Source organism: Leifsonia sp. (assembly GCF_051955155.1).
Taxonomy (GTDB): domain Bacteria; phylum Actinomycetota; class Actinomycetes; order Actinomycetales; family Microbacteriaceae; genus Leifsonia.
The window spans coordinates 1-20,227 of record NZ_JBQCGZ010000141.1; the positions used below are offsets into that span (position 1 = coordinate 1).

At 71.1% G+C, this 20,227-nt stretch carries 22 protein-coding genes; 11 read left to right on the forward strand and 11 right to left on the reverse strand.

Annotated elements, in window-relative coordinates; translation table 11 throughout:
• Positions 1-794: Fpg/Nei family DNA glycosylase (locus ACTHMF_RS15440; RefSeq protein ID WP_440318803.1), on the reverse strand; the 794-nt coding region annotated here is incomplete at its 3' end.
• Positions 794-1,282, reverse strand: coding sequence for a ribose-5-phosphate isomerase (locus ACTHMF_RS15445; protein WP_314147290.1), 489 nt, complete (start codon positions 1,280-1,282; stop codon positions 794-796). The genes ACTHMF_RS15440 and ACTHMF_RS15445, both read right to left, overlap by 1 nt.
• 103 nt (positions 1,283-1,385) lie before the next feature.
• On the opposite strand from ACTHMF_RS15445, the gene pepN reads away from it, so the two are divergent.
• The 8 genes from pepN to ACTHMF_RS15485 all read left to right on the forward strand — a co-directional run bounded on the left by pepN (position 1,386) and on the right by ACTHMF_RS15485 (position 11,140).
• The gene (gene pepN / locus ACTHMF_RS15450) at positions 1,386-3,929 is read left to right on the forward strand and encodes an aminopeptidase N (RefSeq protein WP_440318805.1); all 2,544 of its coding nucleotides are present in this window, start codon (positions 1,386-1,388) and stop codon (positions 3,927-3,929) included.
• A gap of 137 nt (positions 3,930-4,066) precedes the next feature.
• The gene (locus tag ACTHMF_RS15455) at positions 4,067-4,978 is read left to right on the forward strand and encodes an ABC transporter ATP-binding protein (RefSeq protein WP_314147292.1); all 912 of its coding nucleotides are present in this window, start codon (positions 4,067-4,069) and stop codon (positions 4,976-4,978) included.
• Positions 4,975-5,811 (forward strand): ABC transporter permease subunit, encoded by an 837-nt coding sequence (locus ACTHMF_RS15460; RefSeq protein ID WP_440318807.1) that lies wholly within the window; start codon positions 4,975-4,977, stop codon positions 5,809-5,811. Before ACTHMF_RS15455 ends, ACTHMF_RS15460 begins: the two co-directional genes overlap by 4 nt.
• Positions 5,812-5,818: 7 nt before the next feature.
• A complete protein-coding gene (locus ACTHMF_RS15465) occupies positions 5,819-7,087 on the forward strand; it encodes a sensor histidine kinase (protein WP_440318809.1) in 1,269 nt (422 codons plus the stop codon).
• A gap of 29 nt (positions 7,088-7,116) precedes the next feature.
• Positions 7,117-7,794, forward strand: a complete 678-nt coding sequence (locus tag ACTHMF_RS15470; RefSeq protein WP_314147296.1) for a response regulator transcription factor — start codon at positions 7,117-7,119, stop codon at positions 7,792-7,794.
• Between the two features lie 55 nt (positions 7,795-7,849).
• Positions 7,850-9,034: a mechanosensitive ion channel family protein gene (locus ACTHMF_RS15475; RefSeq protein ID WP_440318811.1), complete on the forward strand. Its 1,185-nt coding sequence runs from the start codon at positions 7,850-7,852 to the stop codon at positions 9,032-9,034.
• Complete coding sequence (locus ACTHMF_RS15480) at positions 9,031-9,438, forward strand: globin (RefSeq protein ID WP_440318813.1); 408 nt, start codon at positions 9,031-9,033, stop codon at positions 9,436-9,438. The genes ACTHMF_RS15475 and ACTHMF_RS15480 overlap by 4 nt, the downstream gene beginning before the upstream one ends.
• Positions 9,439-9,490: 52 nt before the next feature.
• A complete protein-coding gene (locus ACTHMF_RS15485) occupies positions 9,491-11,140 on the forward strand; it encodes an FAD-binding dehydrogenase (RefSeq protein WP_440318815.1) in 1,650 nt (549 codons plus the stop codon).
• Positions 11,141-11,232: 92 nt separating this feature from the next.
• On the opposite strand, the gene ACTHMF_RS15490 is transcribed toward ACTHMF_RS15485, so the two are convergent.
• On the reverse strand, positions 11,233-11,916 hold the full coding sequence (locus ACTHMF_RS15490; protein WP_440318817.1) for a hypothetical protein: 684 nt from the start codon (positions 11,914-11,916) through the stop codon (positions 11,233-11,235).
• Between the two features lie 41 nt (positions 11,917-11,957).
• Here ACTHMF_RS15490 and ACTHMF_RS15495 point away from each other — a divergent pair, with 41 nt between their 5' ends.
• On the forward strand, positions 11,958-12,827 hold the full coding sequence (locus tag ACTHMF_RS15495; protein ID WP_440318819.1) for an acyl-CoA thioesterase: 870 nt from the start codon (positions 11,958-11,960) through the stop codon (positions 12,825-12,827).
• Between the two features lie 11 nt (positions 12,828-12,838).
• Here ACTHMF_RS15495 and ACTHMF_RS15500 read toward each other — a convergent pair whose 3' ends face one another.
• Both ACTHMF_RS15500 and ACTHMF_RS15505 read right to left on the reverse strand, forming a co-directional pair.
• Positions 12,839-13,534 (reverse strand): anti-sigma factor family protein, encoded by a 696-nt coding sequence (locus ACTHMF_RS15500; RefSeq protein ID WP_440318821.1) that lies wholly within the window; start codon positions 13,532-13,534, stop codon positions 12,839-12,841.
• Positions 13,531-14,043 (reverse strand): sigma-70 family RNA polymerase sigma factor, encoded by a 513-nt coding sequence (locus ACTHMF_RS15505; RefSeq protein ID WP_440318823.1) that lies wholly within the window; start codon positions 14,041-14,043, stop codon positions 13,531-13,533. The genes ACTHMF_RS15500 and ACTHMF_RS15505 overlap by 4 nt, the downstream gene beginning before the upstream one ends.
• Positions 14,044-14,167: 124 nt before the next feature.
• Here ACTHMF_RS15505 and ACTHMF_RS15510 point away from each other — a divergent pair, with 124 nt between their 5' ends.
• The gene (locus ACTHMF_RS15510) at positions 14,168-14,599 is read left to right on the forward strand and encodes a Rieske (2Fe-2S) protein (protein ID WP_440318825.1); all 432 of its coding nucleotides are present in this window, start codon (positions 14,168-14,170) and stop codon (positions 14,597-14,599) included.
• A 9-nt stretch (positions 14,600-14,608) separates the two neighbouring features.
• On the opposite strand, the gene ACTHMF_RS15515 is transcribed toward ACTHMF_RS15510, so the two are convergent.
• The 5 genes from ACTHMF_RS15515 to msrA all read right to left on the reverse strand — a co-directional run bounded on the left by ACTHMF_RS15515 (position 14,609) and on the right by msrA (position 18,459).
• The gene (locus ACTHMF_RS15515) at positions 14,609-15,094 is read right to left on the reverse strand and encodes an acyl-CoA thioesterase (protein WP_314147305.1); all 486 of its coding nucleotides are present in this window, start codon (positions 15,092-15,094) and stop codon (positions 14,609-14,611) included.
• A 7-nt stretch (positions 15,095-15,101) separates the two neighbouring features.
• Positions 15,102-16,784 (reverse strand): energy-dependent translational throttle protein EttA, encoded by a 1,683-nt coding sequence (gene ettA / locus ACTHMF_RS15520; protein ID WP_314147306.1) that lies wholly within the window; start codon positions 16,782-16,784, stop codon positions 15,102-15,104.
• 80 nt (positions 16,785-16,864) lie between these two features.
• The gene (locus ACTHMF_RS15525) at positions 16,865-17,377 is read right to left on the reverse strand and encodes a DUF6993 domain-containing protein (protein ID WP_440318827.1); all 513 of its coding nucleotides are present in this window, start codon (positions 17,375-17,377) and stop codon (positions 16,865-16,867) included.
• A gap of 10 nt (positions 17,378-17,387) precedes the next feature.
• Entirely contained in the window at positions 17,388-17,804 is a 417-nt protein-coding gene (locus ACTHMF_RS15530; RefSeq protein ID WP_314147308.1) for a single-stranded DNA-binding protein, read from the reverse strand.
• Between the two features lie 127 nt (positions 17,805-17,931).
• Entirely contained in the window at positions 17,932-18,459 is a 528-nt protein-coding gene (gene msrA / locus ACTHMF_RS15535) for a peptide-methionine (S)-S-oxide reductase MsrA (protein WP_440318829.1), read from the reverse strand.
• 106 nt (positions 18,460-18,565) lie between these two features.
• Between msrA and ACTHMF_RS15540 the strand changes: the two genes are divergently transcribed.
• The gene (locus tag ACTHMF_RS15540) at positions 18,566-19,267 is read left to right on the forward strand and encodes a hypothetical protein (protein ID WP_440318831.1); all 702 of its coding nucleotides are present in this window, start codon (positions 18,566-18,568) and stop codon (positions 19,265-19,267) included.
• Positions 19,268-19,362: 95 nt separating this feature from the next.
• Here the strand turns inward: ACTHMF_RS15540 and nadE are convergent, their stop codons facing one another.
• Positions 19,363-20,205, reverse strand: coding sequence for an ammonia-dependent NAD(+) synthetase (gene nadE / locus ACTHMF_RS15545; RefSeq protein WP_440318832.1), 843 nt, complete (start codon positions 20,203-20,205; stop codon positions 19,363-19,365).
• Between the last annotated feature and the right edge of the window lie 22 nt (positions 20,206-20,227).

The following is a 20,227-nucleotide window of genomic DNA, read 5'->3' on the forward strand; positions in this document are numbered from 1 at the left end:
CCGGTCTCGACGCCGATCCGCAGCAGGTGCACCCAGTCGCGCCACAGGGCGCGCACGGTGTCCTCCGGCACCTGCTTCCCCGGTGTGTGCGGGTTCTGCCTGGCCCGGAACAGCAGCTCGGCGCGGTAGACGTTGCCGATGCCGCTGACGACGCTCTGGTCCATCAGCAGCAGGGCGATCGCGGTCGGCTTCTTACGGACCTTCGCGACGAACGCTTCCTCGGCCTCCGGTCCGTCGTCGACCTGCGGGTCCGGCCCGAGCTTCGCGATGACCGCGTCCACCTCGGCGGGATCGAGGACCTCGCACGCGGTCGGCCCGCGCAGGTCGGCGACCGCGGTGTCGGTCAGCAGCCGCACCCGCACCTGGCCGACCGGCTCGGGCGGGAAGACCGTGATCTCCTCCTCCAGCTTCTCGGACTCGGCCATGCGCAGCCGCGTGCGCCGGGGCGCACCGATCGAGTGCAGCGAGTTCTCGCCCGCCTCGTCGAGCACGGTGCCGGCCTGGTTGGTCTGCCCCATCCGCCCGTTCGCGCTCGCGATCGTCGGGTCGACGCTGATGTCGCCCGCGAAGTCCCACGCGCCGTAGATGCCCAGGTGGATGCGCAGCCAGAGCTCGTTGTCGAACTCCAGGAACATCTGCTTGCCGACCGCCTTCGCGGCGATCATGCGGTGCCCGTCGATGCGGCGGGCGTCCTCGGCGAACCGTCCCTGCGGAGAGGAGACGGCGACCACGTGCCCCACGAAGTTGACCGCGAACTGCTTCGCGATGCGGTGGACGGAGTGACCCTCTGGCATCAGCGGTCCACGTTCTTGCCCGCGATGTCGCCGGTGGCCTCGTACTCCGCCAGCTGGGCGATGCGCCGCACGTGCCGCTCCTCCAGCGAGAACGGCTCGGCGATGAAGACGTCGATGAAGCGGGTCGCCTCCTCAACGGTGTGCTGGCGGGCGCCGATCGAGATGACGTTCGCGTCGTTGTGCTGGCGCGCGAGCTGCGCGGTGCTCTCGTTCCAGACCAGCGCCGCGCGGACGCCGAGCACCTTGTTCGCCGCGATCTGCTCGCCGTTGCCCGACCCGCCGAACACGACGCCGAGTGCCTCCACTCCGGCCTGCTGGTCGCGCACGACGGCCTTGGCCGCGTTGATGCAGAACGCCGGGTAGTCGTCGATCGGGTCGTACGCGGCAGGCCCGTGGTCGACGACCTCGTGACCGGCCGCCGCGAGGTGCTCCTGGAGGTGCCTGCTGAAGTCGAGACCGGCGTGATCGGTGGCGATGTGGATGCGCATGTGCTCAGTCTAGGGAAGGCCACCGACCTCCCCCGCCCGACCTCACTAAGGTGGATCGGGTGGACACGATCCACGCCCATCCCGCCTTTGCAAGGAGTCAGCGTTGCCCGGAGAAAACCTCACCCGCATCGAAGCACAGGAGCGCGCCGCGCTCGTCACGACCCACGAGTACGACGTCGTCCTCGATCTGACGACCGGACCGGAGACCTTCCGCAGCACGACGACCGTGCGCTTCTCCGCCACCGAGGGCGCGTCCACCTTCATCGACGCGATCACCCGCACCGTGCACTCGGTCACCCTCAACGGCGTCGAGCTCGACCCGGCGCAGGTCTCCGACGGCGTGCGCATCCGGCTGGAGGGCCTGCAGGCCGAGAACGTGCTGACCGTCGACGCCGACGCGATCTACACGAACACCGGCGAGGGCCTGCACCGCTTCGTGGACCCGGTGGACGGCGAGGTGTACCTCTACTCGCAGTTCGAGGTGCCGGACTCCCGGCGCATGTTCGCTGTCTTCGAGCAGCCCGACCTCAAGGCGACGTTCCGCTTCACGGTCACCGCGCCCGCGCACTGGGCGGTGGTGAGCAACTCCCCGACCCCGGAGCCCACCGACGCGGGCGACGGGAAGAAGACCTGGTCGTTCGCGCCCACTCCGGTCATCTCCTCCTACATCACCGCGCTGATCGCCGGCCCGTACGAGTCGGTGCACAGCGAGCTGACCAGCCGCGACGGCCGCACCATCCCGCTCGGCGTGTACGCGCGCAAGAGCCTCGCGGAGTACCTGGACGCCGACTACATCTTCGAGAAGACACGCGAGGGCTTCGCGTTCTACGAGGAGAAGTTCGACTACGCCTACCCGTTCGAGAAGTACGACCAGCTGTTCGTCCCGGAGTTCAACGCCGGCGCGATGGAGAACGCGGGCGCGATCACCTTCACCGAGACCTACGTGTTCCGCTCCAAGGTGACCGACGCGATCAAGGAGCGCCGGGTCGTCACGATCCTGCACGAGCTGGCGCACATGTGGTTCGGCGACCTGGTCACCATGAAGTGGTGGAACGATCTGTGGCTGAACGAGTCGTTCGCCGAGTACGCTTCCACCCTCGCCACCGCCGAGGCCACCGAGTGGCACGAGGCGTGGACGACCTTCGCGGCGATGGAGAAGAGCTGGGCCTACAAGCAGGACCAGCTGCCCTCCACGCACCCGATCGTCGCGACCATCAACGACCTGGAGGACGTGCAGGTCAACTTCGACGGCATCACCTACGCCAAGGGCGCCTCGGTGCTCAAGCAGCTCGTGGCCTGGGTCGGCCAGGACGACTTCCTCGCCGGCGTCGCGCAGTACTTCAAGAAGCACGCGCACTCCAACACCGAGCTGAAGGACCTGCTCGTCGAGCTGGAGGCGACGAGCGGCCGCGACCTCACCGACTGGTCGGAGAAGTGGCTGGAGACCGCCGGCGTGAACACGCTCCGCCCGGAGATCGAGGTCGACGCCGACGGGACGATCACCTCCTTCGCCGTGCTGCAGTCGGCTGCCGCCGACTACCCGACCATCCGTCCGCACCGCCTCGCGATCGGCTTCTACAACCTCGTCGACGGCCGTCTGGTCCGCGACGAGCGCGTCGAGCTCGATGTCGACGGGGAGCGCACCGAGGTCGCCGAGCTGGTCGGGAAGAAGCGCCCGGCGCTCGTCCTCCTGAACGACGACGACCTCGCCTACGCGAAGATCCGCCTGGACGAGGAGTCGCTGGCCGTCGCGATCGAGCACCTGTCCTCGATCGAGAGCCCGCTCGCCCGCTCGCTGGTCTGGGGCGCCGCGTGGGACGCGACCCGCGACGCCGAGACCCCGGCGAGCGACTACGTGCGCCTGGTGCTCGGCAACATCGCCTCGGAGACCGAGTCGACCACCATCCGCACCACGCTCAACCAGCTCGTGCTGGCCGCGAGCAGCTACGTCGCCCCCGAGCGTCAGAAGCAGACGAGCGAGGACGCAGCGAGCGCCCTCTGGACGCTCGCGCAGCAGGCGGAGGCCGGAAGCGACGCCCAGTTCCAGTTCGTCAAGTTCTTCGCGGCGCTCGCCTCCACCGACGAGCAGCTGAAGGCCGTCGCCGCCCTCCGCGACGGCTCCACCCGGCTGCCCGGCCTCACGGTCGACACCGACCTCGCCTGGGAGCTGCTCATCGCGCTCGTCGCCGGCGGCGCAGCGGGCACCGCGGAGATCGACGCCGCGCTCGCGGCCGACAACACCGCCAACGGCGCCCAGTTCGCCGCGCAGGCCCGCGCGTCCATCCCGACGCTCGAGGGCAAGCAGGCGGCGTGGGACTCGGTGTTCGGCTCGGACGCGCTGCCGAACACCATCGTCCGCTTCACCGGGATGGGCTTCCAGCGCGCCGCGGACACCTCGGTGCTCGCCGCGTTCGTCGAGCCGTACTTCGCGGCGCTGCAGGACGTGTGGGCATCGCGCACCTACAAGATCGCGGAGTACCTGGTCGCCGGGATGTACCCGGCGCCGCTCGCGAACGCCGAGCTGCGCGACGCGACGCGCGCCTGGCTGGACGCCAACCAGGAGCCGGCGGCCCTGCGCCGCCTCGTGGTGGAGAACCTTGCCGGCGTCGAGCGCGCGCTCGCCGCGCAGGCCCGCGACGCCGCGTAACCCGCGAGTACGCAGAGAATCGCGCGAAAGCCGCCGAGTACGCAGACGTTCTGCGTACTCGGCGGCGACGTCCCCCGGGCGGGGATGGTACCCGGGGAGGATGTTGCCGGCCCGGCCGCGGCCCTAGGGTCGAGACCATGATCCAACTCGACCGCCTCACCAAGACGTTCGGTTCCAAGACCGCCGTCGACGACATCACGGCGACCATCCAGCCCGGCAAGGTCACCGGCTTCCTCGGCCCGAACGGCGCCGGGAAGTCGACCACCATGCGCATGATCATGGGACTCGACCGGCCCACCAGCGGTGGAGCGACCATCAACGGCAAGCGCTATGCGGAGCTGCAGTCCCCGCTCAGCGAGGTCGGCGCGCTCCTCGACGCCAAGGCCGTGCACACCGGTCGCACCGCTTACAACCACCTCCTGGCGATGGCCGCGACGCACGGCATCCCGAAGCGGCGCGTCGAGGAGGTGATCGGCCTCACCGGACTGGAGTCGGTCGCCGGCAAGCGCGTCGGCGGCTTCTCGCTCGGCATGGGCCAGCGGCTCGGCATCGCCGCCGCGATGCTCGGCGACCCGGCGACGCTCATCCTGGACGAGCCGGTCAACGGACTCGACCCGGAGGGCGTGCTCTGGGTGCGCCAGTTCGCCAGGCACCTGGCCAGCCAGGGCCGCACGATCTTCCTCTCCTCGCACCTGATGAGCGAGATGGCGCAGACCGCCGACCACATCATTGTGCTCGGCCGCGGCCGCATCCTCGCCGACGCCCCCGTCGACCAGATCCTCGCGGGGGCCACCCGCAACGCCGTCCGGGTGCGGACGCCGCAGGTGGACCAGCTCGCGCGCACGATCGCCGGCCCGGATGTGACGATCACCGGCGTCGAGTCGCAGCTGATCGAGGTCACCGGCCTCACCGCCGCGCAGATCGGCGACCTGGCCGCCGCGACCGGCGTCGTGCTGCACGAGCTCACCCCCATCAGCGCCTCCCTGGAGGAGGCCTACCTCGAACTGACGCAGGACGAGGTCGAATACCACTCGGAGGTCACCCGATGAGCACCGCCACCGCGACCCAGCAGCACCCGCACTCCTCGCTCGGGCGGCTGAGCTTCCCGCGCGTCATCCGCTCCGAGTGGATCAAGCTGCGCTCGCTGCGCTCGACCTTCTGGACGCTCATCGCCGTCGTCGTCATCGTCGTCGGGCTCGCCGCGCTGCTGTCGGCCGTGGTGCCGAAAGCGTCTGCGCTCGGCGCGCAGGTCCCGCCGTCGCAGCTCGCGGACTTCGTGACCAACACCGCCACCTCCGGCCTGATGTTCGCGCAGCTGGTGGTCGCCGTCCTCGGCGTCCTGGTCATCAGCGGCGAGTTCTCGACGGGGATGATCCGCTCGTCCTTCGCCGCGGTCCCGCGCCGTTTCCCGGTCCTGGCGGCGAAGGCCATCGTGCTCTTCCTCACGTCGTTCATCGTCGGCCTGGTGAGCATCGCTATCTCCTGGGCCATCGCGGTCCCGGTGCTGACCGGCAAGGGCTACAAGGGCGACCTGTTCACCCAGGACACGCTCTGGGCGATCCTGGGCGCCGCGCTTTACCTCGGCCTCGTCTCGGTGTTCGCGCTCGGCGTCGGCACCATCGTCAAGTCGAGCGCGGGCGGGATCGCCACGGCGCTCGGGGTGCTGTTCCTGCTGCCGATCCTGGCGAACGTGTTCGGCGGTCTGATGAACCAGAAGTGGGTGATCGACGCCGCGCACTACCTGATCAGCAACGCGGGGACCGGCATGTCCGGCGGGACCAACGGGACGCTGGAGCCGTGGGCGAACGTCGTCACCGTGGTCGTCTGGGCCGCGGTCTCCTTCGTCCTCGGCGCGATCCTGCTGCAGCGCCGCGACGCGTGAGGACTCCGTGACCGCTCCGGATACCGCCCCGGGCGCCCTCGAACTGCCGAGGCCGCCCGGGGCGATCCGTCGTTTCCTGACGGCGCACCCGGTCGTGGTCGACCTGTTCGTCGCCGGCGTCTACCTGGTGCCCGCGCTCGCGTACGGCGTCCTGATGATGGTCGTGCACCCGAGCGTCGCGATCGCGATCCATCTGATGATCGCCTCCGTGGCGGGGGCGTCCCTCATCGCCAGGCGCGTCCACCCGCGGGTCGTGTTCGCGATCACGGTCAGCGCGCTCGGGATCAGCGTGTTCCTCGGGCACGACGTGGACTTCGTCCCGGCGATGTTCGCGCTCTACGCGCTGGCGGTCTACCGTTCGGTGCGGTCGGCGTGGGTCGGCTATGCGATCACCGCGGGCGTCACGATCGCCACGCTGGCCGCGACCTCGCTCCTGGCCGAGCTGCTCGTGATCACGCCGCTGGACGCGGAGGCCGCGCCGTCGGCCTTCGCCGTGCTCTCGCTGTGCGTGGTCGCCGTGCTGCTCGGGGTGAACGTCGGCAACCGGCGCCGCTACCTGCTCGCCCTCATCGACAGGGCGCGCCAGCTCGCACGCGAGCGCGACCAGCAGGCCGAGATCGCGACGGCGGCGGAGCGCAGCCGCATCGCGCGCGAGATGCACGACATCGTCTCGCACAGCCTGACCGTGATGATCACGCTCGCCGACGGGTCCGCCTCGCTCGCGGAGACCGCGCCGGAGCGCTCGGCGGAGGCGATGCGGATGGTCGCGGAGACCGGCCGCGGGGCGCTCGCCGACATGCGCCGGCTGCTCGGCGTGCTGAAAGCGGGCGAGGGCGACGGCGCCGAGCACGCGCCGCAGCCGGGCCTCGGCGAGCTGCGCGACCTGGTCGAGCGGTTCCGCGCGGCCGGCCTCCCGGTCCGGATCACCGTCAGCGGGCCGGCGCCGGAGGACGTCGGGCAGCAGCTCACCGTCTTCCGCGTCGTGCAGGAGGCCTTGACCAACGCCCTGCGCTACGCGTCCCTGGCCACCGCGGTCACCGTCAGGATCGCCTTCGGGACCGACCGCACCCGTATCGTTGTCGAGGACGACGCGAGCGTGCGTACCGAGGCGGTCGCCGGCTCCGGGCGCGGCCTGCTCGGGCTGCGCGAGCGCGTCGCCCTGTACGGCGGCGAACTGGAGGCGGGTCCCCGCCGCGGCGGAGGCTGGCGGCTCGTCGCCAGCTTCGACACCGTCCCACCGCGCGGCGACGACCGCGCCACCGCATCCGGTTCCTGAACCGGCCACCCTCGAGGAGACAGACACCCGTGACCGATCCCGCTCCCCTGCGCGTCCTGCTGGTCGACGACCAGGCGCTCGTGCGCCTCGGCTTCCGCATGGTGCTGGAGGCCGAACCCGACCTGACCGTGGTCGGCGAGGCTCCGGACGGGGTGGAGGCTGTGCGGCTCGCCGTCGAGGCGCGCCCCGACGTCATCCTGATGGATGTGCGGATGCCGTCGATGGACGGCATCGAGGCCACCAGGAGGATCGTCGCCGCGAACCCGGACGCGCGCATCATCATCCTCACCACGTTCGACCTGGACGAGTACGCGTTCGGCGGCCTGCGCGCCGGCGCGAGCGGCTTCCTGCTGAAGGACGCCCGGCCCGCCGAGCTCACCGCCGCCATCCGCGCGGTCGCGGCCGGCGACGCCGCCGTGACCGGCCGGATCACCCGTTCCATGCTCGAACTCTTCGCCGACCGGCTTCCCGCGACCGCGTCCGCCTCCCCGGCCGGCACGGACCCGACCGCGGCGCTCACCCCGCGTGAGCGGGAGATCCTGCTCGCGATGGCGGACGGGCTCACCAACGGCGAGATCGGCTCGAAGTTCTACCTCACCGAGTCCACGGTGAAGACGCACGTCGGCCGGGTGCTCGCCAAACTGCACCTGCGCGACCGGGTCCACGCCGTGATCTTCGCGTACGACAACGGCCTGGTCGACCGGTGATCGCACGCCGGGGTCCAGCCGACGCCAAGGCGCCGCTCGCTAAGATCGCTGCGGTATGAGCATCCTGAAAGAGACCTTCTGGAGCGAGCTCGGAACGTGGGCGACCCAGGCCGGCTGGAACCTGCTGCAGGCCGCGCTGATCGTGCTCGGGGCGATCCTCCTCAGCTGGCTGCTGCGCGTCCTGATCCGCCGCGTCGTCAAGCAGATCGTCAGCGGGGTGAAGAAGGGCCAGAGCGTCACCGACACGCAGGCCCTCGTCGCCTCCCCGCTCGCCGCCGTTCGCGTCGTGCAGCGCACCAGGACGCTGGGCTCCGTGCTCAGCAACATCGTCAACGTGACGATCGGCATCATCGCGATCATCCTCGTCCTCAACGTGTTCGCGAGCGAGGTGCTCGGCTCCTTCGCGCTGCTCACCGCCGCGATCGGCGCCGGCCTCGGTTTCGGCGCGCAGAACATCGTCAGGGACGTGCTCAACGGCCTGTTCCTGGTGATGGAGGACCAGCTCGGCGTCGGCGACGTCGTCGACCTGGGCCCGGCGACCGGTGTCGTGGAGGCGGTCGGCATCCGGGTCACGCAGGTGCGCGACGTCAACGGAACGCTCTGGTTCGTCCGCAACGGCGAGATCCTGCGGGTCGGCAACCTCTCGCAGGGCTGGTCGCGCGTGATCGTGGACCTCGCCGTGCCGTACGACGCCGACATCGAGGCCGTGCAGACGGCGATGATGGAGGCCGCGACCGCGCTCGCGACCAGCCCGAAGTGGCGCTCGCGCATCCTGGAGAAGCCGGAGCTGTGGGGCCTGGAGTCGGTCTCCGACGAGGCGATGGTGATCCGCATCGTGCTGAAGACGCGCACGACGGCCAAGGACGACGTCTCGCGCGAGCTGCGGCTGCGGCTCAAGCAGGCGGCGGATCAGCTCGGTGTGAAGCTGCCGTCGCTCTCCGCCGTCGTGCTCACCGGCTTCGACTCCGCCGGCAGCGTGACCGGCGCCAAGCCGCCGCGGACGCGGCCGACGCCGACCGTGCCGGAGAAGCCGCTCAAGGGCCGCAAGGCGCGCGCCGCCGCCAAGCGGCAGTCATCGGTGCCCGACCCCGGCGCCATCCGCATCCACCCGGCGATCGACACGCCCCCGCCCGCGAAGCCGGCCAGCCGGCCTCCCGCGGCCAAGCGGCCGCCCGCCGCACCCACGACCCCGACGGCGGGCGAGCCGCCGGCCGGCGAGCCTCCCACGGAGGGACGATGACCACGATCCCCGTCGGGCCGCCCAGCGGTCCGTCCTTCTACGAGCAGGTCGGCGGTCACGAGACCTTCGTCCGGCTGGTCGACGCCTTCTACCGCGGCGTCGCTGCCGACCCGGTCCTGAAGCCGATGTACCCCGAGGAGGACCTGGGTCCGGCAGCCGAGCGGCTGACCCTGTTCCTGGAGCAGTACTGGGGAGGGCCGACCACCTACAGCGAGCAGCGCGGGCACCCGCGGCTGCGGATGCGGCACAACCCGTTCCGGGTGAACCCGGACGCGCGCGACCGCTGGCTCGCGCACATGCGCGCCGCCGTCGACGAGCTGGAGCTGCCTCCGCTGCAGGAGGAGACCCTCTGGAGCTACCTGGAGCGCGCGGCGTTCGCTATGGTCAACACATTCGAGGAGTAACACCCGGCTGCGCCTCTCCCACGGCGCCGCGACGTGCCGAAGGAGACACGCCATGATCCACGATCCCGACTGCATCGTCGTCGGCGCCGGCCTCGCCGGACTGGTCGCAGCGGCCGAGCTGCTCGACGCGGGCAAGCAGGTGACGATCCTCGAGCAGGAGCCCGCCCCCTCCCTCGGCGGCCAGGCGTGGTGGTCGTTCGGCGGGCTGTTCCTCGTCGACTCGCCCGAGCAGCGCAGGATGGGCGTGCACGACTCGCTCGCGCTCGCCAGGCAGGACTGGTTCGGCAGCGCGGGCTTCGACCGCGAGGAGGACCACTGGCCCCGGCGCTGGGCGGAGGCGTACCTGCAGTTCGCGGCGTCGGAGAAGCGCGCGTGGCTGCACGAGAAGGGCGTCCGGTTCTTCCCCGTCGTCGGCTGGGCCGAGCGCGGCGACGGCACCGCGGGCGGACACGGCAACTCGGTGCCGCGCTTCCACATCACCTGGGGCACCGGGCCGGGCGTCCTCGACCCGTTCATCCGGCGCGTGCACGCCGGGCTTGCGACCGGCCACGCCCGCCTCCTGCACCGGCACCGCGTCGACCGGCTGATCGTCGAGGACGGACGGGTCGCGGGAGCGGCGGGAGCGGTCCTCGCACCGGACGGCGCCGCCCGCGGTGCGGCGAGCAACCGCGAGGCGACCGGCGACTTCGAGCTGCGCGCGCCCGCCGTCATCGTGGCGAGCGGCGGCATCGGCGGCAACCACGACCTGGTGCGGGCGGCCTGGCCGGAACGTCTCGGGACGCCTCCCGCGTTCATGCTCTCCGGCGTGCCTGCGCACGTGGACGGCCGGATGCTCGGCATCGCGGAGGAGGCGGGCGCGCACCTGATCAACGGCGACCGGATGTGGCACTACACCGAGGGCATCCAGAACTGGGACCCGGTCTGGCAGCGGCACGGCATCCGCATCCTGCCCGGCCCGTCCTCGCTCTGGCTCGACGCGCACGGCGACCGCCTGCCCGCCCCGCTCTTCCCCGGCTTCGACACCCTGGGGACGCTCGAGCACCTGCGCCGCACGGGCTCCGACTACAGCTGGTTCATCCTCACCCAGAAGATCATCGAGAAGGAGTTCGCGCTCTCCGGCAGCGAGCAGAACCCCGACCTGACCGGCAAGGACATGAAGCTGCTCGCCAAGCGCGTCGCGCCGGGCGCGCCCGCACCCGTCGAGGCGTTCAAGGAGAAGGGCGCCGACTTCGTCGTCGCGGACACGCTCGACGATCTGCTGGACGGGATGCGGCGGCTGTCGGAGGTGCCGCTCGACACCGAGCTGGTCACCCGGCACGTGCGCGAGCGCGACCGTGCGCTGGACAACGACTTCGGCAAGGACCTGCAGCTCGCCGCGATCCGCGGCGCGCGGGCGTACCGCGGCGACAAGCTGATCCGGGTGGCGAGCCCGCACAAGCTCACCGACCCGAAGGCGGGGCCGATGATCGCGGTGAAGCTGCACATCCTCACCCGCAAGAGCCTGGGCGGGATCGAGACCGACCTGGACGCGCGCGTCCTCGGCGCGGACGGCAGCCCTATCCCCGGCCTGTTCGCCGCGGGCGAGGCCAGCGGCTTCGGGGGCGGCGGGGTGCACGGCTACCGCGCCCTGGAGGGCACCTTCCTCGGCGGCTGCCTGTTCTCCGGGCGGCAGGCCGGGCGCGCCGTCGCGCGCGGCCTCTGAGCACCGCCGTCGCGCCATGACTGCGCCTCCTCGTCACGTCTGCGCCTGCGCGCGCACGCGCAGATGTGACGGAGCGGCGCAGTCGCCCGCGCTCAGCCCCGCAGCGACCAGGCCTGGCGGCGGATGAGGGTGTGCCCCCGGGACGTCGTCAGGCGCGTCCAGGTGCCGGTCTCCAGGATGCTGACCGGCTCGTCCGCCGACAGGAAGCCGAGGCTCTCCGCGGCGAACGCGGCGCCGGCCGGGACGTACTCCAGCCCCTCGATCGGCGCACCCCACACCTCGGCGCGCACCCGCTGGACCAGCTGCTCGCCGGTGCCCGACGGGATGGCCTCCGCGACCTCGGCGATGCCGGCCGCCGCGGTCCGCTCCAGCAGCTCCGCGGACGTCTCACCCACCGCACGCCAGCCTCCCCTGGGCGGCGAGATGCCCGCCCAGGTGACGGTGGAGACCTCCAGCGGCAGCCGGAGCCCCACCTCGCCCTGCACGCCGTCGGCCTCTGCGGTCTCACGCGCACGGGCGAGCCGGTCGAGCAGCGAGCGGATCGGGACGACCGCGTCGAACGCGACGCCGGCGTCTGTCGCGAAGGTCCGCAGCCCCAGCACCGTCGGCGTCTGGTCGAGCAGGCCGCGCGGATAGAGGATCGCGGTGTAGACGGCGAGCACGCCCGACCCTGCGATCAGGCGCACCGACCCTTCCTCGACGCGCGCGGCCCGAGACAGATAGGTCTGGAGGTCGGCGACGGCGAGGGTGTCCTGGAGTGAAAACGACTGGCTCATCTGACCTCTAAACTACTAGAGACACCAGCATCGGAGGCACCGTGACCGAGCCCTTGGCTTCCCTGCTCACCGCACTCGATCTGACCGACACCGGCGCCAGGACCAGCGAGGACATCTTCACCGGTCCGTCCCAGTGGATGCCGCTGGGCCGCGTGTTCGGCGGGCAGGTGCTCGCGCAGTCGATCGTCGCGGCGACCAGGACGGTCGCGGACGAGCGCAGTATCCACTCGATGCACGGCTACTTCCTGCGGCCGGGCGATGTGAACCTGCCGATCACCTTCTCCGTCGACCGCATCCACGACGGTCGCTCGTTCTCGACGCGGCGCACGCAGGCGTACCAGAACGGGCTGCCGATCCTGTCGATGATCGCGTCGTACCAGGACGAGGACGAGGGGCTGGAGCACCAGGTCACGATGCCGGAGGGCCTGCCGGACCCGGACACGCTGCCGAACTCCGCGGCGACGCTCGAGGACGTCGAGCATCCGGTCGCGCAGTACTGGGCGAGCCAGCGGCCGTTCGACATGCGGCACGTCCCCTCGCCGGTCTACCTCTCGGTGGAGGGCGAGCACGTCGCGCACCAGGCGGTCTGGTTCCGGTCGATCGGCGACCTGCCGGACGACCCCGCTCTGCACCGGGCCGCGCGCGCGTACGCGAGCGACTACACGATCATGGAGCGGGTGATGCGCAGGCACGGCGTCGCCTGGGCGACGCCGGGGCTGAAGGCGGCGAGCCTCGACCACGCGATGTGGTGGCACCGGTTCGCGCGGGTGGACGAGTGGCTGCTCTACGTGCAGGAGTCGCCGAGCGCGAGCGGCGGACGCGGGCTCTCGCTCGGCCGCATCTTCAGCCGAGACGGCCGGCTGGTGGCGAGCGTCGCCCAGGAGGCGATGGTCCGCGTCCCCGGCGCCTGATCGTCGCCGCGTCAGCGGAACGTGCTGCGGAGCAGGACGGTGCCGTTGCCGGCGGCCCGGATGTCGATGGCGGCGATGTCGGCGAGCGGAATGCTGGTGGTCGCGGTCGGGACAGCGGTGGTGCCCTCCTGGGCCGACCACGTCGAGATCTGGGTCTGCCGACCGGCGCGGTCGGTGACGACCATCGCGTAGGTCCAGCTGCGCCCCTGCTCGCTGGAGCCGACCGACGCGTAGCTGCAGCGCGACTCGATCCTGGTGCCCCAGGGCTCCGCGGTGAGCCGCAGGTCCGCGGTGACCGCGCTCGGCTCGACCTGCTGCATGGCGACGCTCGTCACCGGAGAGCCGGTCGAGCTCAGCGCGGTCGGCAGGACGAACGCGAGGACGCCGACCAGCACCGCCGCGACGCCCGCGGCGACGGCGGCCGTGATCCAGCGCGACCGGATGCGGCGCCGGCGGGCGGTGTGCAGGAGCGATGGGAGCACCTCCGCGCCGACACCGGAGTCGGCGGGGGCCTCGGCCTCGAGCAGGGCGAATGCCTGCTCGCGCGGGACCCGGCCGAGCAGCCCGGGCATCCCGGCGAGCTCCGCGACCGCGTCCGAGCAGCGCTCGCAGCCGCGCAGGTGCTCCTCGTACGCCTTGCGCTCGGCGGGAGAGAGCGCGCCGAGCACGTAGGCGGCGTCCCAGGTCGCGAACTCCTCGTGCGTCATCGCTCGGTCACTCCTCTCTCCTGCAGGGCGAGCCGCATGGCCCGCAGTCCGTAGTGCAGCCGCGATTTCACGGTGCCCTCCGGGATGTCCAGCTCCCGGGCGATCTCGGCGATCGACCGGCCGCCGTAGTACGCGTGCACGATCACGGCGCGATGCTCGGTCGAGAGTTCGGACAGCGCGTCGGAGACCAGCCAGGCGTCCAGCACGGCGTCCGACTCGTCGGCAGCGGACGGGCGCTCCGGCAGCGTGTCCGTGCCGAACTCGTGCTGGGCGTGGGCACTGCGCCGGTCGTCGATGACGATGTTGCGCGCCACGGTGAACAGCCAGGCCCTGGCGGACTGCTGGGACTGGTCGAGGACCGCGGGTCTGCGCCAGGCGCGCAGCAGCGTCTCCTGAACGACGTCATCGGCCATCGCGCGGTCGCCGGTGAGGTGCACGACGTAGCGCCACACCGCTTGCGCGTGCTGGTCGTGCAGCTCGCGCAGCAGTCGCGCGTCCTCGTCCGGCATGTTCACCTCCTGCAGAGAACACGGAATCGGCAGCGAATCGGTTCAGGATCGGCCGGATGAACCTTCCGGGCACCGCCCTCGTGCATACCGTAGGAGAAAGTTCAGCCGACCGGGAGGATCCACGATGACCGAACCCACTCCGATCACCAGGCGCGTCGCCGTGCAGCTCGGCGGCGCGACCGCGGCCGGCGCCGGCGCGCTGCTGCTCGCGGCGTGCACGCCGGGCGGCGCGAACCAGGGCTCCGGCGGGAGCGGAGGCGGCGGCTCGACCACGGTCGAGCTCTCCTCGATCCCGGTCGGCGGCGCCGTGTCCGCCTCGCTCGGCTCGACCCCGATCGTGGTGTCGCAGCCGTCAGCGGGGACCGTGGTCGCCTTCAGCGCCGTGTGCACCCACCAGGGCTGCACAGTGGCGCCGCAGGGCAAGGAGTTCGACTGCCCGTGTCACGGGTCGAAGTTCGACGCGGCGACCGGGGACGTCCTGAACGGCCCGGCCCGGAATCCGCTCACCAAGCTGAAGGCGACCGTCTCGGGCGGGACGGTCACCGTCACCGAGTGACGACGGCGCTCAGCCGCGCTTGGTGAACCGGACCGGCTCGTCCAGGTACGGCGTCCAGGCGTCGCGCTCGCGGTCGTTGATGCGCCGCGGCCGCTCGCTCGCCGCGTCCACCAGCACGATCGTCGTCGCCGCCCGCGAGTACAGGGTCGCCGGCTCCGTGCCCTCCGGCGACCAGACCTCGTAGCAGACCTCGAGGCTCGCGCCGCCGAGCCGTCCGAGCCACAGCTGCACGTCGAGCGGCTGCCGCAGGTACGGGATCGGCGCGAGGTACTCGATCTCCTGTCGCGCGATCAGCGTGAGCGTGTCCGCCCCCGGCCGGCCGTCGAGCACCGCGGTGGAGCCGCCGACGGCCTCGCCGCTGCCCGCGCTGTCGTCGGTCACCCAGAACGCCTCGATGCGCGCCTCCTCGAGGAGGCGCAGCATCTCGGCGTTGTTGACGTGACCGTACGCGTCCAGGTCGCTCCAGCGGAGCTTGATCGGAACGTGCAGTCGCATGGCGGTCCTAGTCGCGGGTGAGCTTGCGGTACGCGGAGCGGTGCGGCTTCGCGGCGTCCGGGCCGAGGCGCTGGACCTTGTTCTCCTCGTACGCCTCGAAGTTGCCCTCGAACCAGTACCAGTCGGCCGGGTTCTCGTCGGTGCCCTCGTACGCGAGGATGTGCGTGGCGATCCGGTCGAGGAACCACCGGTCGTGGGTGATCACGACGGCGCAGCCGGGGAACTCGAGCAGCGCGTTCTCGAGACTGGAGAGCGTCTCGACGTCCAGGTCGTTGGTCGGCTCGTCGAGCAGGAGCAGGTTGCCGCCCTGCTTGAGCGTGAGCGCCAGGTTCAGCCGGTTGCGCTCACCGCCGGAGAGCACGCCGGACTTCTTCTGCTGGTCCGGTCCCTTGAACCCGAACGTCGAGACGTAGGCGCGCGACGGCACCTCGGTCTTGCCGACCTGGATGTAGTCGAGGCCGTCCGAGACGACCTCCCAGACGTTCTTGTTCGGGTCGATGCCGCCACGGGTCTGGTCGACGTACGAGATCTGGACGGTCTCGCCGACCTTCAGGTCGCCGCCGTCGAGCGGCTCCAGGCCGACGATCGTCTTGAACAGCGTGGTCTTGCCGACCCCGTTCGGGCCGATCACGCCGACGATGCCGTTGCGGGGCAGCGTGAAGCTCAGCCCGTCGATGAGCTTGCGGTCGCCGAAGCCCTTCTCGAGGTTCCTCGCCTCGATCACCACCTGGCCGAGTCGCGGCCCCGGCGGGATCTGGATCTCCTCGAAGTCGAGCTTCCTGGTGCGCTCCGCCTCGGCGGCCATCTCCTCGTAGCGGGCGAGGCGCGCCTTCGACTTGGCCTGGCGGCCCTTGGCGTTGCTGCGCACCCAGTCGAGCTCCTCGGAGAGGCGCTTGGCGAGCTTGGCGTCCTTCTTGCCCTGGATTTCCAGGCGCTCGCGCTTCTTCTCGAGGTACGTCGAGTAGTTGCCCTCGTACGGGTAGAGGTGGCCGCGGTCGACCTCGGCGATCCACTCGGCCACGTGGTCGAGGAAGTACCGGTCGTGGGTGACCGCCAGCACGGCGCCGTGGTACTTGGCGAGGTGCTGCTCGAGCCAGAGCACGCTCTCGGCGTCGAGGTGGTTGGTCGGCTCGTCGAGGAGCAGCAGGTCGGGCTTCTGCAGCAGCAGCTTGCAGAGCGCGACGCGGCGCTTCTCACCGCCGGAGAGCGTGTTGACCGGCCAGTCCCCCGGCGGGCAGCGCAGGGCGTCCATCGCCTGCTCCAGCTGCGAGTCGAGGTCCCACGCGTCGGCGGCGTCGATCTGCTCCTGCAGGGTGCCCATCTCGGCGAGCAGGGTGTCGAAGTCGGCGTCCGGGTCGGCGAGCAGGCCGGAGATCTCGTTGAAGCGGTCGACCTTCTGCTTGATGTCGCCGACGCCCTCCTGAACGTTCTCGAGGACCGTCTTGTTCTCGTCCAGCTGCGGCTCCTGCATCAGGATGCCGACCGTGTAGCCCGGGGTCAGCTTGGCCTCGCCGTTGGAGGGCGTGTCCAGGCCGGCCATGATCTTCAGGATCGTGGACTTACCTGCGCCGTTCGGGCCGACGACGCCGATCTTCGCGCCGGGCAGGAACGACATGGTGACGTCGTCCAGGATGACCTTGTCTCCGACCGCCTTGCGGGCGCGGACCATCGAGTAAATGTATTCCGCCACTCTTCTTCCTAAACTCCCTCGAAGTCTTCGGGCCTCGGGGCCCCGTACGAGGATACCGGCTGCTCCTGGCAGCCGCTCCGTCACCAGTCGATCGGCCGGGTGTCGCCGATGAGGCAGGTGCCGGTCGCCAGCACCGGCGTCACCAGGCTGCTGTACCCGCCGGCGTCCGCGCCGTTCTGCCCGATCAGGCACGTGGAGCCGAGCTTCACGGAGAACTGGATGGAGTTGGCCTTCAGCCCGATCGTCGTCGTGTCCGGAGTGACCTGCATGTCCTTCTTGACGAAACCGGCAGCCACCAGCGCGTCGATGAAGTCGCGTCCGTGCGCGTTCGGGTTCGCCGCGAGCGTGGCTCGGTTGACCCTGTCGAAGAACGGCTTGTTCTGCTGCGCCGTGCCGCCAATCACGAGCGCGGGGGCCGGGTCGGCGGTCGCCGTCGGCGTGGCCGGAGCGGCGGCCGTCGCGGTCGCCGACCGTGTCGGCTCCGGACCGGATGCGCACCCCGCGAGCACTCCGCCGACGCCCGCCGCGATGACGAGCGCGGCGACGACGGCGCCGCTGGCCCGCGCGGGGCGCGGCGGTGACGGTGGGGTCATACGACGCATCCTACGGGGACGCCCCTGGGGAATCGTGGGGAGGCTCCGGCGCGGTCTCGCTCGCGGCCTCTGCGCGCTGCGAGCGCGTGAAGACGCTGTTCCCCCAGCTGAGGTCGTGGCCGATGCCCTCCGCCTCGATCTCCGCGGTGACGCCGCGCTGCTCCCCTGTCCACTCCCGGATCGCCAGCCGTCCGGAGACCAGCACCGGGTCGCCCTTCGCGAGGCTCTCGGCGGCGCTCATCGCGAGCCGCCGGAACGCGCTCACGGTGTACCAGCTGCGGTCGGCGTCCTCCCACCGCTCCGCCTCCCTGTTGAATCGGCGTCTGGTGCTCACCAGCCGGAAGCTCGTGATCGCCACGCCCTCCCGGGTGACGAGGTGGCGCGGCTCGGTCGCGACGACGCCGCGGACGGCGACGGACTCGGTCATGGTCTCTCTCCTCTCGACCCGCCGGCGGCGGGCGCTGAGACCACTGTGCGGGGCGCCGCCCGCGCGCCGGGCGCCCACCGGAGGATCCGTGGAGAGGTCGTCGGACCCGCCGGTCTGTGGAGGAGGCTCAGGCCGCGGTGACGTACTCCGCGTACGACGCCCGGATCTTGTTCACCTTCGGCAGCGCCACGGCCAGGCAGTAGCCCTGGCCCGGGTTCTTGGCGAAGAAGTCCTGGTGGTACTCCTCGGCACGGTAGAACGCTCCGAGCGGCTCGATGGTGGTGACGATCCCGCCGTCCCAGTACTCGGCAGCGCGGTCGCGCGCGGCCTCGAACTGGGCCTTCTGCTCGTCGCCATCGAAGAACATCGCCGACCGGTACTGCGTGCCGACGTCGTTGCCCTGCCGGTTCAGCTGGCGCGGGTCGTGCAGAGTGAAGAACACGTCCAGGATGACGCTGGCCGGGATGACATCGGGATCGAAGGTCACGGCGACCGCTTCGGCGTGCCCCGTCGTGCCGGTGCAGACCTCCTCGTAGCTGGGATCGACGGTCGTCCCCCCGGTGTATCCCGAGACGACGTCCTGCACGCCGCGCAGCACCCGGTAGACCGCGTCGAGGCACCAGAAGCACCCGCCGGCGAGGACGAAAGTCTGCATGGATGGATCCCTTCGATTCGTGTTCCTCCCCTATTCTGCGCCCGGGATGCGCGACACAGCGCACGCGATCCCGCCTCGCCGGTCGGCTCGCCGTTACCATCGCCGCATGCAGTGGTGGAATGACTTCGTCGATTGGCTCTCCTCGTCGGCCGCGCAGCCCGCGGTCTTCAACGCCGCCGTGCTCGCCGTCGCGGTGATCGTCTCCGGACTGATCGCCGCCTGGATCGCACGCGGCGCCCTCCGCGGACTCCTCTCCCGCAGCGACCGCCAGCAGAAGGCCAGCGCCATCGCCGCGCTCGTCGACGCGGCGACCGAGGCCTCCGTCTGGAACTCCCTCAGCCCCGCAGAGCAGATCCTCTCCGACCGCGCCGTCGGGCAGGCCGACATCCAGGTGCGCCTGCTCCCGATCAAGGGCGCCGGCATCGCCGCGAACTGGGCCGGGCACCAGCTGGCCGAGATGAAGCGCGCGTCCGCGACCTTCGGCTACCAGCTCGATCCCGCGATCTCCGAGTTCCGCGACCGCCTGATCGAGTGGCAGAACAACCCGCGCCGCGCCAGGAAGATCTTCCAGAGCGACCTCGAGCGCTGGCGCTTCGAGAACACGGACGCCGAGCGCTCGCTGATCTCGCAGCAGGACGCGTGGGTCGCCCAGCAGCACCACGAGCAGTACACGCCGGCCCCCGCCGCCGCAGCCGCGCCGGCCGCCCCCGCACCGGCGACGGAGGACACCGTTCTCTCGCCGTTCACCACGACCCCCGGCGACGGATCGGACACCGCCCCGACGCCACGGCTCGGCCAGCCGGTCTGAATCCCGCGGCGGTCACTCCACCCGAAGCAGCAGACGCCGCACAGCACGCCAGAAGGGCGCCGGAAGCGATTCCGGCGCCCTTCTCGTCTGCGCGCTCAGTCCGTGTAGTCGCCGCGGACCTGCCACCAGTCGTCGAACATGCTCGCGGGCACCCGGCGCTTGTGCTCGGTCGCCAGGTACCGGGTCTCGATCGCCGTCGCCACCTCGTCCGCGACGTCTCCGCCCTCCAGGAACGTGTCGATGTCCGCGTAGCTGAGACCCAGGTTCGCCTCGTCCGTCTGCCCGGGGTCGTGGTCGAGCAGGTCCGCCGTCGGCAGCTTCTCGTAGAGCCGGGACGGGGCGTCCAGGTGCTCCAGCAGCGCGCGCCCCTGCCGCTTGGTGAGGCCGCTGAGCGGGAGGAGGTCGGCGCCGCCGTCGCCGTACTTGGTGAAGAAGCCGGTGACCGCCTCCGCCGCGTGGTCGGTGCCGACGACCAGCAGCCGGCGCTGGCCGGCGATCGCGTACTGCGCGACCATCCGAATCCTGGCCTTCACGTTGCCCTTGGTGAAGTCGGTCATCGCATCCCCGACCGCGTCGGCGTACTCGGCCGTCACGCCGTCGACGCCGCGCTGGACGTTGAAGGTGACCGTGCGCTGCGGACGGATGAACGACAGCGCGAGCTGGGCGTCGTCCTCGTCGTGCTGCACCGAGTACGGCAGTCGCACCGCGATGAACTCGGCCGCGACGCCCTGCTCGGCGAGCCGCTCGACGGCGAGCTGGCACAGCCGGCCGGCGAGCGAGGAGTCCTGCCCGCCGCTGATGCCGAGCACGAAGCCGGAGGCGCCCGTCGCCTTCAGGTACCGGACCAGGAAGTCGGTCCGCTTCTCCACCTCCGCGGCGGGATCGATGCGGGCGGCGACATTCAGTTCGCCGATGATTCTGGCCTGGAGTTCTCGCATGGGCCTTACGATAGCCCGCCGG

What these genes read in the sequence shown, in the direction of transcription:
- ACTHMF_RS15525 (WP_440318827.1), bottom strand. Translation starts at nt 17,377, where the DNA reads ATGACCCCACCGTCACCGCCGCGCCCCGCGCGGGCCAGCGGCGCCGTC.
- ACTHMF_RS15540 (WP_440318831.1), top strand. Translation starts at nt 18,566, where the DNA reads ATGCAGTGGTGGAATGACTTCGTCGATTGGCTCTCCTCGTCGGCCGCG.
- nadE (WP_440318832.1), bottom strand. Translation starts at nt 20,205, where the DNA reads ATGCGAGAACTCCAGGCCAGAATCATCGGCGAACTGAATGTCGCCGCC.
- ACTHMF_RS15455 (WP_314147292.1), top strand. Translation starts at nt 4,067, where the DNA reads ATGATCCAACTCGACCGCCTCACCAAGACGTTCGGTTCCAAGACCGCC.
- ACTHMF_RS15480 (WP_440318813.1), top strand. Translation starts at nt 9,031, where the DNA reads ATGACCACGATCCCCGTCGGGCCGCCCAGCGGTCCGTCCTTCTACGAG.
- ACTHMF_RS15485 (WP_440318815.1), top strand. Translation starts at nt 9,491, where the DNA reads ATGATCCACGATCCCGACTGCATCGTCGTCGGCGCCGGCCTCGCCGGA.
- msrA (WP_440318829.1), bottom strand. Translation starts at nt 18,459, where the DNA reads ATGCAGACTTTCGTCCTCGCCGGCGGGTGCTTCTGGTGCCTCGACGCG.
- ACTHMF_RS15505 (WP_440318823.1), bottom strand. Translation starts at nt 14,043, where the DNA reads ATGCCGGACGAGGACGCGCGACTGCTGCGCGAGCTGCACGACCAGCAC.
- ACTHMF_RS15510 (WP_440318825.1), top strand. Translation starts at nt 14,168, where the DNA reads ATGACCGAACCCACTCCGATCACCAGGCGCGTCGCCGTGCAGCTCGGC.
- ACTHMF_RS15500 (WP_440318821.1), bottom strand. Translation starts at nt 13,534, where the DNA reads ATGACGCACGAGGAGTTCGCGACCTGGGACGCCGCCTACGTGCTCGGC.
- ACTHMF_RS15445 (WP_314147290.1), bottom strand. Translation starts at nt 1,282, where the DNA reads ATGCGCATCCACATCGCCACCGATCACGCCGGTCTCGACTTCAGCAGG.
- ACTHMF_RS15515 (WP_314147305.1), bottom strand. Translation starts at nt 15,094, where the DNA reads ATGCGACTGCACGTTCCGATCAAGCTCCGCTGGAGCGACCTGGACGCG.
- ACTHMF_RS15475 (WP_440318811.1), top strand. Translation starts at nt 7,850, where the DNA reads ATGAGCATCCTGAAAGAGACCTTCTGGAGCGAGCTCGGAACGTGGGCG.
- ACTHMF_RS15530 (WP_314147308.1), bottom strand. Translation starts at nt 17,804, where the DNA reads ATGACCGAGTCCGTCGCCGTCCGCGGCGTCGTCGCGACCGAGCCGCGC.
- ACTHMF_RS15490 (WP_440318817.1), bottom strand. Translation starts at nt 11,916, where the DNA reads ATGAGCCAGTCGTTTTCACTCCAGGACACCCTCGCCGTCGCCGACCTC.
- ACTHMF_RS15460 (WP_440318807.1), top strand. Translation starts at nt 4,975, where the DNA reads ATGAGCACCGCCACCGCGACCCAGCAGCACCCGCACTCCTCGCTCGGG.